Here is a 14,569-nt window from a genome sequence, read left to right as displayed (position 1 = left end):
ATAATTGGGAACTCGACAATTGCTGACGCAGTCCTAGATCGTATTGTAAATTCTTCTCATAGAATAAATCTGCAAGGCGAGTCTATGAGAAAAGCAAATTTTTAAACTGAACAAACTTTTTTGTATTATTGTAATCTCTTTCAAAGTGGCACCATTTCAACCGAAATGGGTGGCACGGTCCGACCGAAATACCCACTTATTGTGAATTGCTTCAAAATTGTATTGCAATAATACAGCAAATTCCTATTTCTTAATTATCGTTTTCTTTAAATCAATTAATTATATTTTACTTAATTTTAGAAAAAAAATTTTAGAGAAGAAAAAAATATTAGGATTAGGCTTAGGAACAACTTCTATTCGTTGGGCATATATACACGAAGCAGAAAATAATGATGAGACGTAATCAATAATAAATTCAGGTGTTCGTATTATGCCTCTTACTACTGATGAAGAATCCGACTTTTTTAGTTGGGAATTATAAGTAAAAATACAATTTTGAAAGCAATTCACAACACAACCCTAGAGCCATTGGAGAGAAAGACAATGGAGCTGAGTTTATTGTTACCCTGCCTGTAAAACAGTTTAAAACTACTATTTAGAACTAAAATATTTTCTAAAAACTAAAATTGATCCTATTTTTATATGGATTCTTTTAAAGCTTAAAAAGAAACTGAAACTGTTTAAAATTTAAACAAGGTCAATATTTATATTTTACAATATAATATAAATAATTTTCCAGCTCTATAAGTTTTGGCTTGAAATCATTGTGTAGTTTTTAATTTTATTTATTGTTCGAAACAAATCATAAATGAATACTTTATAACTTTTATCAATTTGAATTTATATGTGCTACAGATATTATTAACTGCAACACATATAAAAATAGGCTATTAAAAATCAAAAAATTAGACTTTAATTGTTTTTCCGCCGTCTATTACAAAGTCCGATCCGGTAATAAAACTAGCTGAATCACCTGACAAATAAACTACCATTTTAGCTATGTCATTTGAATCCCCCAATTTTGATATTGGATTCTCAGCAATTTGTGATGTTCTTATTGCCGAAAGAGTATTTTCGTCCAAACCAATTTTTGAAAGTAATTCAGTTTGAAATGTACCAGGACTTATATTCTCCCATTCATATTAATGATTCCAACATTCTGTAAATGCTCATGTCCTGTATAGCCTCTATCTAGTATTATTAAACCTTGAAGAGTATTTCCCGCTCCATCTTGTACTTTAATAATATTCCCCCATGCGTCAAAAACACGCTACAAGCAATTGGGTATTGGGCTTAGTTTGAAATTGGTTTTGTATTTGGAAGATTTGGCAAATCCGAATAATGGGATCAATTTAGTTCGAAAACCACTTCAGTACCGGGACGTTACGTGCAAAATCAGGCTCGAAAAGAACTAAACGGGATTCGAATCAATTTTCCTTGAAAACATTCCTAGTGTTCGTTCTTTTTAAAATTAAACAAAATTTTAGAATCACAAAAAAGCCTGAGAAATCTAGATTTCTCAGGCTTTTACTTTAAAGTAGTAGCCCTAACGTAGGACAATTCTCGAACCGTTTTGTGAATGATTTAAAAATATTGAAAGGGGAAAATGATTAATTGATAATTTTCAGATTTCCAAAAAATGATAAGTGAATATACTTATAATACAGTTAGATAAAGAGGAACAGAAAGTTCAAGAATTCTTAGAATGTTGCTCTTACCTATAATGTTTAATGACGCTGATTTTTAAAGTGTTAAAAATAAGAAGAAACAAAGAGCATATTAAATATAATACAATCGTTGTATATTTGTGTAATGAAACCAAAAGTCAAAATAGTAGGCTTGTTTCCTAAATATTTATTTTGGGATATGGATTATAATAAGCTTGATGTTGACAATGATAAAGCTATTATAATTCCAAGGGCTCTGTATGCTACTACTACCGAAACTTTTCAAGCAGATATTCAGCTTCTGGAAAGACTATATTCTTCTTCTGATATTGTAAAATATCTAAAACAGACAAAAGAAAATATAAGTAATAAAGTATGTCTGAGGGTTGCTAATCGATATCACGTGAAGCCTTTTCAGCGTTTTGTCCTGCCAATATAATATTTTTGATAAATGAATGCTGTATCTCCCGAACTATTAAACAATTTAAGGATTTATTCAAAAGAAAGGAACCAGAGCATATCCAGAGTATAAAAGATTTTGCCTAAATTGTGATATGGGAAAAATTGACAAGAATATAGATAACTTAAAAAAGCTTTGCACAATATACAATGTGGAGAAAATGTATCTATTTGGTTCTGCAGTAAATTCTAATTTTAATGACAAAAGTGATGTCGATTTACTAGTTAAATTCAAACCAATTGAACTATCACTCAATTTTGACAATTATATAAATTTCAAAGAAAAACTCGAATCTTTGTTTGGTCGTGAGGTAGATTTTCTGGAAGAACAGACTTTAAAAAATCCAGTCTTGATTAAATCAATTGACAATTCAAAAGAACTAATTTATGGATGAAAGAACTCTCAAATGGTTATTTGATATAAAAATGTCCATTGATGAAATAAATGAATTCTTCCATAACGAAGAAAAAGATTTTTTTAAATATAAAAATAACACAATGCCAAAAGAGCTGTTGAAAGAAATCTTGAAATTATTGGTCAAGCAATTAACCGAACTGTTTTGCAAATCCAACAGTATTTCCATTGCGTCATTCTTATCAAATACATTCCAATAATCTTCTAAAATCGTTTTTAGCGTCGATTTGCCTAGACCGGTTTCATAAGAATTAAGATAGGCTGATTGCTGCTCAGCATACATTGAACTAATTAACAAATAGTCTAATTGCTCACCATTTACTGCATTTTTATCGTTTAATCTTATGCTTTTAAACGCATTAAAAATCTTTGAAAATAAGTTCATAAACTTTTATGATACCTGCAGATTTGAAAACTTCTTTTGCAATTCTTTTACAAAATTTTCTCCTACTACCTGATATTTTGCTCTTGTTAATAATTGCTTGTTTAAATTTAAGATGTCTGTCGGGTCCGGAACGTAGTGTAATCTGTCGTGAATTTCAATTGACAGGGGATTACCATCTATATTGAATGTGATAATATGTGTTTTTGGCAAATATTCTTCAGAAGCTTTTGAATATACTCCTAATTGTGATTTTAAAATCCCTCCGTATTCAAGTTTTGCTTCTTCAATTCGGAAATTATCAAAAACAATATGTTCCTCTAATTCTCCAACAAAATCAGTACTGAAAAAATGTAGATCGTTACCGCTCAAAACCCAAAAACATACGGTTTCGATTCGTTGAAGTTTTAATCCTACAGCAGATAATGCTACATTTTTTATTCCGTCAGTTACAATTTCCTGAACTTTGCTTCCTTTAGACTGAGGAACAGATGCAGAGGTATACGCGTCTACTGATTTGCCTTTCATCCATTGTTTCAATTGTGGGAAATCATCTTTTAAAACTTGCTCCTTATAAAGATCATATTTTGTTCTTTCTAAATCTAAGTCAATTTCGGCTTTTGCAGATTGATGCTTTTTGTTCATATATACCATAAAAATGATACCTGCAATTACTAATACAATGGGAATGAAAAATAATGGATTCATAGTTTTTATTATTATTTAAAGGTTTATTGGTTTCACATCTTTCTTTTTGTCTTTACCCAAAAGGCCATAAATCATTAAACATAAAACTAAAAAGAGGATTATTTTTCCGCCGTATTGCGTATAAAATCCAAGTTTAAGCAGTTCTTCTTTGTTTAATTTATTTTCTGCAATTACTTTTTCAAGCTGTTCATTAGACAGTTCATAATATCTGTCTGAGTCTTTTTTAAATAAGACCAGTTTTGGCTGCTCGGTAATCCACACAGGTACCCATGCAATATTGTATTCCTGATGTAATCTGCCAAGATCTAAATGTACATTTGATTCTTCTTTTGAAAGGTATTCTTCTGTGTCCGGCAAATCTGATACGACTTCTATTTTATCTATTTTCCCAAATGGAATTTTTGCTTTGGCTGTAGCCAAATTACAGAAGCAAAAAGCAGTAATTACGGTAAAGAAAAACTTTTTAGTGTATGTCATAATTTTCGATTGTTCAGTAATTTTTCTTTTATTTAGAGTTATTTAAATACAAAATAGCTTTAGAAAACTTCCAAAAAGAAGAAACAAGTACAACTTATTTAACATTTTTTTTCAAATATATTCAAATTTTTATTACAATCAATCTTATTAAAATTATATTTTAACTTTAATCAAACCTCATAAAAAAGTCCATAATAAACAACTTCTCGGTTTAATTAACAGGTAAGGGAACCAACACAATATTAGGTTTTGGTGCAGGTTTCATGCCCGCACCCATATAAAAACCAGTATGTGGCGGCTGATTATAACCTACATTCTGCCAGGCAACACTTAATCTATACTGCGGATCATGCATCAGCGTGTATTGCCTGATTTCTGTAGGGATTGTAGTTGAATAAATCCTTAATTCAGTATTATCCTCCGATCTTAAAATTAATTCTTCGCGCCAGTCTCCCAGAATATCTGCAGAAAGTGCCGGTGTAGATTTTGTGCCATTATTAGATGCTGCTCCGGTTGCGGTAAACAATCTGCCAACATTATATTTATCGATATAATTAGAATTCAGGAGTTCTCTCGAAGAATCTCCATCCCAATAAATTAAAAAATTATTCGAAGTTGGGGCTTTTCCTATTTCGTTGCCTTTCATATCGTGCAAATAAGGCGATCCTGACCACCAGCATTGTGCTCCTTTTCTGGTTGGATCTATATTATCTGCAACACCACGACCAACATCTTCATTAAGTGAACCGGTAAACAAAACTTTTCCATCGGCAGCAGAAAATAATGTTACACCCGGACCTTTTGTTCCGTTTTCTATTTCATGGATTCCAAAGACTTCCAAACCCGGAACATCAAGATCAAGATCTGAAACATGCAATGCATCTCCGTGTCTGAAACCTGTTGTATACAATCCTTTTCCGTCATCATCGATACACATCGATCCGTAGATAATTTCGTCTTTTCCGTCATTATCAACATCAGCAACTGCAAGTCCATGATTTCCCATTCCTGAGTACGGATTTTCGGCGTCTTTACTATCAAAAATCCATCTCGAAGTGAGTTTGCCATTTTTAAAATCCCAGGCAGCCAAAACCGTTCTTCCGTAATACCCTCTGCACATGACAACACTTGGATGAACGCCATCTAAATATGCAATACAAGCTGTAAAACGATCAATCCTGTTGCCTTTGGTATCATTTCCGCCGCTGCCGCCGTGTCCGCCCCAACCTGCAAGATCACCACGTTCAGGAATATAATCAGTAGTGGTAATTAGTTTTCCGGTTCTTCCGTTAAAAACCGAAAGATATTCCGGTCCTTTTAAAATTTTGCCGAAAACCGGAGAATTTGGATCTCGTTCTACCCAGTCTTTCGAGGCATCTCCCACTACATTATTCTGGCTATCCGTCGTTCCGTCAGCCGTTTTACATACAAATTCCGAAATACCGTCACCATCTAAATCATAGACCATAAACTGGGTATAATGTGCTCCTTCACGAATATTTTTTCCTAGATTAATCTGCCATAAAAATTTTCCATCTAAGGTATACGCCTGAAATATGGGAGGATCCGTGATTCCTGTATGCGAGTTATCGTGTGCCTTTCCGGTCATATGAACAATCAGATCATATCGTCCGTCTCCGTCTAAATCACCCACCGAAAGATCATTTGGGATATATCCTTCAACTGGTTTTAGTTGTATCGCCAGATAATCTTTATCGGGACTTTGTGCAGGAATTGTAAAACTTCCTTTTTCATCGGTTTCTTTGCCCTTTAAGACTTTTTTTACAAACCAGGTATTCTCTTCCTGACTATTGGCCTTGGTATCTACAAAATTGGTCGCTCCCAAAATAGGTTTATCGTTTAATTTAACTGCTTTTTTAGTACCGCTTTTTCGATATAAATTAAACGCCAGATCATCAGGATCTGTTCCTAAAACCCGCCAACCAATAAAAAACTGTCCTTTGTCTTTTATGGCTATTACCCCCCTGTCTAAGGTTTCCATTTGCCTTTGAGCGAATGAATGTAAAGTTGATAAGAGAAATAATAGTAAAATTTTATTTTTCATAGTTGTTGTTTTTTAATGGATTGTCATGGCACACGGATTATACGGGTTTTGGCTGATTTAAACTGATTTTTTTAATCTCGTGAAAAGTCTCGAAGTCACAAAGTTTTATATTTTAATACTGAATTGTTCATTTCCAAGAATAAGAAATCACACAAGAAATTCCGTACAGAATCTTACCAAAATTTGTCGAGTTACGATTGTGATCTCTCTTTCCGAAATGACAAAACTAAAAACTTAGCAACTCAGAATCTTAGTAACTTAGAACCTTTAAAAAATCAAAACATCTTTTTAAATCCTTCACTTTGTACTCTCCAGGTTCCATCTTTTGGGAAACCCGGATTTTGCTCTGTGCTTCCATCCCAACCGGCACACATCATCGCAACGGCACTTAACAATCCTCCATTTCCTGGAAGATAAAGCGTTAATCTTTCTGACTGATAATTATGTCCGTTTTTCAAATACGTATTTGTTGTTATATTCATAAACAAGGCATCAATCGCTTTTTCTGGCATCTGCAAACGTGCTGCAGACATTGCTGTCATCGGGAAATCCCATCCCCAGGTTTTATCCCAGGACCATGTTTTCCAAACCAGATCAAAAGTGTTTTTCATGATCTTTTTATCTAAAAGCGAAGTTTCAGGAAGCATTCCAAAAGTTCCCAAAACCGATGGATGATCTGTTTTGAATTCCGGATTAGTATAAGAATCCTTTGCGCTTTCTGTTGCCAGATAAACCTGATCTGCAATTGGCAACGGAGCAAGTTTTACCAGGACTCTTTCCCACTTTTCAGGTACTTCTTGATTTAATTTTTTCTTCCAGGCGATTGCTGTTTTCAGCGCCCAGTTCCAATATGCTAATTCATAGGTAGGATTGAAAGTTTCCATCGTTTTAAAACGTTCCTGCGCCGGAATTACTCCCGGTCCTAAAACATAACGATCATTTTTTGCATCGTAATTCGCAAACGAAGCCATGAAATTAGCGGTTTCAAAAACACGCTCACTATATAAATTTAAAGTAGCTGTTGTTGGTTTTGCACGATAGATTAATTCAGCATAAGTGATGAAATGCGGTTGCTGCCAAATCAAAAAAGAACCGACTGAAGACGGACTTTCATTCCCGTCTGGATCTACCATTTTTTGCCACCTTGCGCCTTCAAAACCTTGTCTTTTGGCTATATTTTTAGCTTTATCAAAAACTTTCTGATACCACGGAAGGCTTTTTTCTAATAATTCAGGTCGGTTCCAAAGGGCAAAATGAACACCGTGCCACCAATGCATTTCCAGATGCGGTTTTCCGTACCAACTGTTATAGGTTAAACCTGTTTCTTGCGGCGGAACTTTTCCCGTACATTGCACTTTGGTAAGATATTGCGACAGGATAACTCTTCGCTCTAATTCTTTTGCACGGGGATCAGTACTTCCTGAAAAATCTACTGCGGCACCACTTTTCCAGAATTGCTCCCAGCCTTTTATACTGCTATTTTGAATATCTGTAAAAGAAGAATTTCCTGCTGACTTTTTATCTACTAAAGCAAAAAGACAGCTTAATTCTAATGTGTTTGTACTGGATGCTTCGACTACAAAATAATGATCAGAAGTCTTTTTAATCTGCGCATTTCCTTTCCAGCTTAAATTGACGTTGTATGAAATACTGTCCATAACATGTGTTACAACAGCCTCTGTTTTTGACTTTTCGACTAATGTACTTTTATATTCTTGTTTCCCTTCCCACTTTGTTCCCATATCTGCCCAATCTCCTGTTGGAAACGGAATTCTTAAACTGATCTTCAAACGCTTTTGTGCCAATAAATCTGACTTTACTTTTACACCAATTGCATCTTTTTCCTGATGCGAAACCGTCAAAACTGTAACAGGAATTCCTTCTACTTCAAAATAACTTTCGATTTCTCCTGTCCAGAGATTTAACTTTTGAGCAATCCCTTTGATGTCCTCAGGTTTTGCAATAGTTCCGTCTTTCTTTGTGATTTCAAAACCTAGATTCCCTAATTGCAATAAATGCGGATTCTGACGAAACCAATTTACTGCTTCGACTTTTCGCTTTGGTTCTTTTATTTGAACGGTATATGAAATATCTCTTCCATACTGTTTGTAATCTCTTAGCGTTTCTGAGAATTTATAATTATTGGTGTTTTTATAACTGTCCCAACCCCATTCCGACTGAGTTCCTAACGGAATTCCGTTTTCATATTTTTTAGGAAAAGTCTGCAATCCTGTAGCATCAACCGTGAAAGCAAAAGCGCCATTTCCTACAGTCAGCGAAGCCAAAGTGTCGATAGCTGTAATTTGAACATTATGCCGATTTACTAATGCTTTTCGATCAATCTTTTGCGCTGAAAGCGAAATTGATATCGAAAAGAGAAATGCTGTAATTAATTGATAGTTTTTCATTTTGATTAAATTTAGTTTCAGGTTTCAGGTTTGCTATAACTTTGTCAAAGTTTAAAATTTGACAAAGTTTGACACCGAGTTTCACATTTTCTCATTGACTCATTTTCTAATTGACTCTCATTATCATTAAATCATTCCCTCACTAATGTCAAACTCATCAAGCCAATTACAACATCATTGGCAACAGTTCTTAAAGTCAGGCTTTTTAATGTTTTATTTTTATCTAGTGGCAAATCTAAAATAGTTCCTGCGCCACCATCAACTCCGTAACTTGTGAATCCTTTAATGGTTTTGAAAGCTGCAAAATCTCTTGAAATTTCTCCCGATTTAAAGTAAATTCTGGGAGGTCTTGGAGCATCAGTCGTAAAAGCCAAACCATCAATAAAATAATCCTGTTCGATTGGCCACCAGTTTTCAGGATTTCTCAGAAATAAAATTTTCGATGTTCCATCAGTATAGTTTACTGTAATTTCTCCGTTTACTATTCGGCTTTGCATTGGGTTTGTTGTTCCTGCGAGCATAAAATACGCATGTGACGCTTTTCCGTTTAACGCAATATTGATGCTTTCCGGAAAATTATCCCACATCGATGTGAAGATGATATTTTTCTGAGTTTCATCAGAAGGTGTTTGAAACGGAATTCCGTTTGGCATCGTAATCTGATTGTTTACTTTTGCTTTTTCACGTAATCCTGTATCATCTATTTTTACTGAAATATTTGGATAACACCAATTTCCAATCCCTTGTTTTGGGAGTTGTAATGTCACCGTTTTTGGTCTTGGTGACAGATATTCATAATTGAAAATATCAGTCACTTTTGAATTAAAAAATGATGCAAGTGAAATTGTTTCTGCCCTTTTTGATTTGTCTAACGGAACATCCCAATTGGTAGCTATTTCACTAGATTGGGTTTCAGATTTCACATTTATTTCAATGGGTTTCCACCACGATAATTCGCCTTGCTTTAATTCTATAAAAAAGAGTTTATTTCCAACTGAATTCACTTTTGCCCTGAGCAAATGATCTGCTTTAGAAATTTCACTTAAAACTAATTGCGGGTCATAAACTGATATTATTTTGGCTTTAGAAGTTTTCAAATCTATAATTTCATTTAATGCATGAATTTCTTTCGTTTTAACTTCTTCCAAAACCTCTCCTTTCAATTTAACTCTAATATCATAAACAGCATTGTATGGGATTTCGATACTTATTTTTGGATTTCCGATGCTTTCCGGAACAAGGTTCCATGAAACTGGTTTTCCATTAACAACAATACTTTCTACAGCATCAAATGACGATTTTAAAACTAGTTTCAGTTTCATCTTAGCCGAAAACTTATTTTTGATACTGTATTTTTCTTCTTTGTTTTCTCTTTTAAAATCGATTGTAATATCCGGAATTTCCAGAGAAGCCTGATTCCACTTTTCAGGAAAACCGGGCTGGATCGTTAGAACTCCGATCAACGCATCGGGCTGAATTCCAAAAAGTCCTTCGACTAAGGTTCGTGAAGCCACGCCAATGGGATCAGCAAAATCCCTGTACAATTCGCCACGCATGGCATCCTGATACAGCAACTGTTCAAATCCTCCGGGCGAAGCGCCTAAATACATACTTTCGACCAAAGCACTTTCCCACATTTTAAAGGCTTTTTCAGATTGTCCGCCTTGCCAGAATGCCAGTGAAGTATGCAATTGTTCTGCTAAGGCCACATTATTTGTCGACCATGTATAAGGCTGCCAATTGGTTGTACTAATTACATAAAGATCTTTTTTATCTAATCCTTCAGCAGAAATTGGTATATGCGGAATATGATTGTTGACATAATCTAACATTTGATAACTCTCAAAAGGATTTGATAATTCTGAATCTATCGTATGATAAATACTCCAGACTCCGGGAGAATCGTGCAATAATCTATTGCCTAATGCATCTTTATATTCTGCAAAAATCCCTTTATCAGCAATCCAAAGCTGGCTGTTTGCGGCTTTTAGAATTTTGTCTGCTTCTTTTGTAAATGGATTATCATCTTCCTGAATTTTCTTTGCAATCTGTGCTACGGTTTTATTGGCATAATAATTATAGGCTGAGGAATGAATCACACCGCCACCGCTGTATTGCAAAGCATCGCTTGCCCAAATCGATGCATACGCATCGTATAATCCGTCGCCATCAGGGTCAAAATTTCTTTTTTCCCAATTTAAATGCCGTTGGATTGTTGGCCACATTTCTTTTATAAAAGAAGTATCACCCGTCCATTTAAAATGCCGTAGCATTTGATCTATAAAAACCAAATTCATGTCATAATGATGGGCAACATTATTTTTATTTGGACTTCTGCTGATATATCCGCTGCTGAACATCGAAGTTCCTATTTCTTCTTTCTGACGTGCCAGATTTCTTTCTTCATCCAGTACAATCGGGCCGCTTTCAGGGCTTGTAACCTGCGAATTACTATAACTTGTAAAATGTGTTTTTGCCCGATCGTGCCAACCCAAAGGATCAGCTGTATAAGCACCTCGCCAGGCATTTAAATACATTCTCCAGGCAATAGCTCCATGAAGGTAAGCAGGACTTTCCCAAATTGCGTCAGCTGCGATTGAAAGTGCAGATCCTAAAGTATTGATATAAGGATCAGGAGTCGTAACCTTAACTCTATTCGCTAAAATTTTTGTTTGCGCAATTGATTTTATATAAAGTTGTGCTATGCTTTTTTGATTGTAATTTGTTTTGGAATCTTCTGTGAGAAACAACCAATAATCTCCGTTTTGAGAAATCGATTTTACTTTCCCTGTAATAAGTGTCAATGTTTCCAAATTTGAATCAAAAAGTTCTAATGGCTTCTTTTGCATTTTTGCATTGGCTAAATGGACAAGTGATTCCGGAAAGAATCCGGTAACCTTTTTATTATTTCCGGTTTTCTGTTTGTTACTTTCAGAGCCATACTCCAACAAAAAGGATTGTTTATTTATGGTGTATTTATTATTAATGCAATATTGCGGCTGCAAATAAAAAACCGATTCGGGATCAGCGCCTATATCTCCGTCACGACTGAACTTTTTTCCCGTTGCACCTCCGAAAGCCCATAGGATATTGGTATTTTTAGAAATATTTTCGCCATATGCTTTTACAATGAAACCTTCACTTTCTTTTAATGCCACAACTTCTATAAACAACTTTCCGTTTCCTAAAATTGCATCTTCAATCGTATACTGCATTGTACCTAAAATATAACGCGTATCAATTTTAGCAGCTTCAGTTATCCATTTGCTTTCTTTTCCGTTTATTAAGCCTAGCTTAAAATTACCTCCCATGCCCGGCATATACATGGCAAATTCAGGCAAATCACCAGTTTCAATCCTAAATCCTGTATTCGAACCGTATAAGGCCCGATTGAATTTTCGGGTTCCATTTTTTAGAACAAAACTATTTCCTTCAGGTGTATAATGTATTTTACGCGGCGCTTTATTTTCCTGCCCAAAAGATACCACAGAACAAAAAAAGAATAAGAGGCCCAAAGTTTGAATAGAGTACTTTTTAATTTTCATAAAACTATAAAATGAATTATTCCTAAATTCGAATAACAAAATTATTCCGGTCTAATTTTATTAATTCTGTAATGCAGATGCAATTTCTTTGTTTTTTAGTGGTATAGTATCCTGTACCTACCTGATTTTTACAATATAAAAATTTACAATATTCAATATTTTAACATCATAGTACAGGATACTATATAAAAACAGAACTCCTAGTTTTGAAATAACATCAAATTAACTATGTTTTAAAAAAAGGGAATGGAAATATAAGGTTTTGTTGTTTCAGGTTTCAGGTTTTCCTGAAAATGGCTTCGACTCCGCTCAGCCTGACAAAGCGTTCTTATTACATCCAGTGTCATCCTGAGCGAAGTCGAAGGCTCGTTTAGCACGGAAAGGTCTTCGCCTCCGTTTAGCCTGACAAAGCGTTCTTATTACATCCAGTGTCATCCTGAGCGAAGTCGAAGGCTCGTTAACACGGAAAGGGCTTCGACTCCGCTCAGCCTGACAAAGTGCTCTTATTACATCCAGTGTCATCCTGAGCGGAGTCGAACGCTCGTTTTACACGGAAAGGGCTTCGACTTCGCTCAGCCTGACAAAGCGTTCTTTTGAAATGAAATGTCCTACTGAACATTGCAGACGGGTTTACTTTTTAAATAAATATCATATTACATGAAATCAATTAAAATTCTTTTAATCCTTTTATTAGGTATTCTTTTTTTCAACTTCACATTAGAACGAGATCCTAAACCAACTATTTTTATGGTGGGTGATTCGACTGTAAAAAATGGTAAAGGCGATGGCTCGGGCGGACTTTGGGGTTGGGGAGATTTTATTGGTCAATTTTTGGATACTACAAGAGTAACTATCGAAAATCATGCTTTGGGAGGTACAAGCAGCCGTACTTTTCAGGATAAAGGATTATGGAATGCTGTTTTGAATAAACTTAAAAAAGGTGATTATGTTGTGATTCAGTTTGGGCATAATGATGATGGCCCTTTAAATGATAGCCTTCGCGCACGCGGAACAATTAAAGGTATTGGAAAGGAATCTCAGGAAATCGATAATATCCTGACCAAAAAACATGAAACGGTACACAGTTACGGCTGGTATATTGAGAAAGTTATTCGCGAAGCAAAATCAAAGGGAGCGATTCCGATTGTTTGTTCTCCGATTCCCAGAAACGACTGGAAGGATGGTAAAGTACCCCGTAACAACCAATCCTATGGATTATGGGCAAAACAAATTGCTGATAATGAAAAGGTAACTTTTATCGATCTGAATGATAAAATGGCCATTGAAATGGAAAAGTTGGGCGAAAATAACATTACCGGAACTTATTTCTATAAAAAAGATCACACGCATACATCAGCAAAAGGCGCCGTACTTTCGGCTTCAGTAATTATCAATCAACTAAAAGAGAGTAAAAATTCTTTAAAGAATTATATTCTAAAAGATGCAAAAATTATACTTCCTGCCAAGAAAAAAGTGTACTTAATTGGCGATTCTACAATGGCAAATAATAATGACCAAAATGCTGTAGGTTGGGGTGTTTCCTTCCCTGCATACTGCGATACCACAAGAATTGAGGTCATTAATAAAGCCAGAGGCGGCCGAAGTACCAGAACTTTTGATCATGAAGGTCTTTGGGACGAAGTAAAAAACCAATTGCAACCCGGAAATTTTATCCTGATTGAGTTTGGCCATAATGATGCCGGGGCTGTTGACAAAGAGAAATTAAGGGGTTCTCTAAAAGGTACCGGAGCGGAAACACAGGAAGTAATTCTTGCTGATGGCTCAAAAGAAATTGTACATACTTTTGGCTGGTATATGACAAAGTTTATTCGTGAAGCGAAAGAAAAAGGAGCGATTCCGATTATTTTGAGTCAGACACCAAGAAATGAATGGCCAAACGATAAAGTAGAACGCAGAAATGATTCTTACGGAAAATGGTCGAAGGAAGTCGCGGATAAAGAAAATGTCTATTATATTGACTTGAATGAGATTGTTGCGTTTAAATATGAGGCTTTAGGAAAAGATAAAGTAAAAGCTTTTTTTCCAAAAGATCACACTCATACCGGTTTAGAAGGTGCGACCCTGAATGCGTTAACTGTTGCAGAAAGTATTAAAAAACTAAAAGAATGCAGTCTTAAAGATTATATTGAATTACCAAAGTAATCGCAATTAATTCAGTTAAGCCTTTTCGATCATGATTTGTCCTCAATCTGTCCCGACATATCGGGATCTGAAGCAAAGTCTAAACATAGTAATATTAACTTGAATTAATTAAAACAACTAAATTACAAAACTTATCGACTAAATTAAAGTCAACTTTTTCAGGCTAGACATAATCGGATAGGAGCCTAGGGATTAATTCCCTAGGCGACCTTCCACACCACCCGGCATACGGATCCGTACCAAGGCGGTTCTTAATTTACGATACATTTTAAGATAGATA

The 14,569-nt window shown here is 35.0% G+C and carries 11 protein-coding genes; 4 read left to right on the top strand and 7 right to left on the bottom strand.

The window, feature by feature from the left end; translation table 11 throughout:
- The coding region (locus NJT12_RS23985) for an ATP-binding protein (RefSeq protein WP_271338638.1) at positions 1 to 105 on the top strand (105 nt) is incomplete at its 5' end.
- An 800-nt stretch (positions 106 to 905) separates the two neighbouring features.
- Here the strand turns inward: NJT12_RS23985 and NJT12_RS23980 are convergent.
- Complete coding sequence (locus tag NJT12_RS23980) at positions 906 to 1,082, bottom strand: SDR family oxidoreductase (RefSeq protein WP_271338637.1); 177 nt, start codon at positions 1,080 to 1,082, stop codon at positions 906 to 908.
- A 730-nt stretch (positions 1,083 to 1,812) separates the two neighbouring features.
- Between NJT12_RS23980 and NJT12_RS23975 the strand changes: the two genes are divergently transcribed.
- Both NJT12_RS23975 and NJT12_RS23970 read left to right on the top strand, forming a co-directional pair.
- Entirely contained in the window at positions 1,813 to 2,106 is a 294-nt protein-coding gene (locus tag NJT12_RS23975) for a DUF6922 domain-containing protein (protein ID WP_271338636.1), read from the top strand.
- A gap of 115 nt (positions 2,107 to 2,221) precedes the next feature.
- The gene (locus NJT12_RS23970) at positions 2,222 to 2,521 is read left to right on the top strand and encodes a nucleotidyltransferase family protein (protein WP_271338635.1); all 300 of its coding nucleotides are present in this window, start codon (positions 2,222 to 2,224) and stop codon (positions 2,519 to 2,521) included.
- Here the strand turns inward: NJT12_RS23970 and NJT12_RS23965 are convergent.
- The 6 genes from NJT12_RS23965 to NJT12_RS23940 all read right to left on the bottom strand — a co-directional run bounded on the left by NJT12_RS23965 (position 2,507) and on the right by NJT12_RS23940 (position 12,126).
- Complete coding sequence (locus tag NJT12_RS23965) at positions 2,507 to 2,926, bottom strand: hypothetical protein (RefSeq protein ID WP_271338634.1); 420 nt, start codon at positions 2,924 to 2,926, stop codon at positions 2,507 to 2,509. The genes NJT12_RS23970 and NJT12_RS23965 overlap by 15 nt on opposite strands.
- A gap of 6 nt (positions 2,927 to 2,932) precedes the next feature.
- Positions 2,933 to 3,631: a hypothetical protein gene (locus tag NJT12_RS23960; RefSeq protein ID WP_271338633.1), complete on the bottom strand. Its 699-nt coding sequence runs from the start codon at positions 3,629 to 3,631 to the stop codon at positions 2,933 to 2,935.
- Between the two features lie 15 nt (positions 3,632 to 3,646).
- The gene (locus NJT12_RS23955; RefSeq protein ID WP_271338632.1) at positions 3,647 to 4,108 is read right to left on the bottom strand and encodes a hypothetical protein; all 462 of its coding nucleotides are present in this window, start codon (positions 4,106 to 4,108) and stop codon (positions 3,647 to 3,649) included.
- Positions 4,109 to 4,319: 211 nt separating this feature from the next.
- Complete coding sequence (locus NJT12_RS23950) at positions 4,320 to 6,173, bottom strand: rhamnogalacturonan lyase (RefSeq protein ID WP_271338631.1); 1,854 nt, start codon at positions 6,171 to 6,173, stop codon at positions 4,320 to 4,322.
- Between the two features lie 275 nt (positions 6,174 to 6,448).
- The gene (locus tag NJT12_RS23945; RefSeq protein ID WP_271338630.1) at positions 6,449 to 8,581 is read right to left on the bottom strand and encodes a hypothetical protein; all 2,133 of its coding nucleotides are present in this window, start codon (positions 8,579 to 8,581) and stop codon (positions 6,449 to 6,451) included.
- A gap of 131 nt (positions 8,582 to 8,712) precedes the next feature.
- Entirely contained in the window at positions 8,713 to 12,126 is a 3,414-nt protein-coding gene (locus tag NJT12_RS23940; RefSeq protein ID WP_271338629.1) for a DUF4450 domain-containing protein, read from the bottom strand.
- A 657-nt stretch (positions 12,127 to 12,783) separates the two neighbouring features.
- Between NJT12_RS23940 and NJT12_RS23935 the strand changes: the two genes are divergently transcribed.
- Complete coding sequence (locus tag NJT12_RS23935; protein WP_271338628.1) at positions 12,784 to 14,289, top strand: rhamnogalacturonan acetylesterase; 1,506 nt, start codon at positions 12,784 to 12,786, stop codon at positions 14,287 to 14,289.
- Positions 14,290 to 14,569: the final 280 nt, after the last annotated feature.

It is taken from the genome of Flavobacterium azizsancarii, from assembly GCF_027980145.1.
GTDB classification, from domain to species: Bacteria; Bacteroidota; Bacteroidia; order Flavobacteriales; family Flavobacteriaceae; genus Flavobacterium; species Flavobacterium azizsancarii.
The sequence above is the reverse complement of the archived record's forward strand: the minus strand, read 5'-3'. Positions and strand labels throughout refer to the sequence as shown.

Bases quoted from the DNA above. Each gene is read 5' to 3' on its own strand.
- NJT12_RS23975 (WP_271338636.1), top strand. From the start codon at position 1,813: ATGAAACCAAAAGTCAAAATAGTAGGCTTGTTTCCTAAATATTTATTT.
- NJT12_RS23970 (WP_271338635.1), top strand. From the start codon at position 2,222: ATGGGAAAAATTGACAAGAATATAGATAACTTAAAAAAGCTTTGCACA.
- NJT12_RS23965 (WP_271338634.1), bottom strand. From the start codon at position 2,926: ATGAACTTATTTTCAAAGATTTTTAATGCGTTTAAAAGCATAAGATTA.
- NJT12_RS23960 (WP_271338633.1), bottom strand. From the start codon at position 3,631: ATGAATCCATTATTTTTCATTCCCATTGTATTAGTAATTGCAGGTATC.
- NJT12_RS23955 (WP_271338632.1), bottom strand. From the start codon at position 4,108: ATGACATACACTAAAAAGTTTTTCTTTACCGTAATTACTGCTTTTTGC.
- NJT12_RS23950 (WP_271338631.1), bottom strand. From the start codon at position 6,173: ATGAAAAATAAAATTTTACTATTATTTCTCTTATCAACTTTACATTCA.
- NJT12_RS23945 (WP_271338630.1), bottom strand. From the start codon at position 8,581: ATGAAAAACTATCAATTAATTACAGCATTTCTCTTTTCGATATCAATT.
- NJT12_RS23940 (WP_271338629.1), bottom strand. From the start codon at position 12,126: ATGAAAATTAAAAAGTACTCTATTCAAACTTTGGGCCTCTTATTCTTT.
- NJT12_RS23935 (WP_271338628.1), top strand. From the start codon at position 12,784: ATGAAATCAATTAAAATTCTTTTAATCCTTTTATTAGGTATTCTTTTT.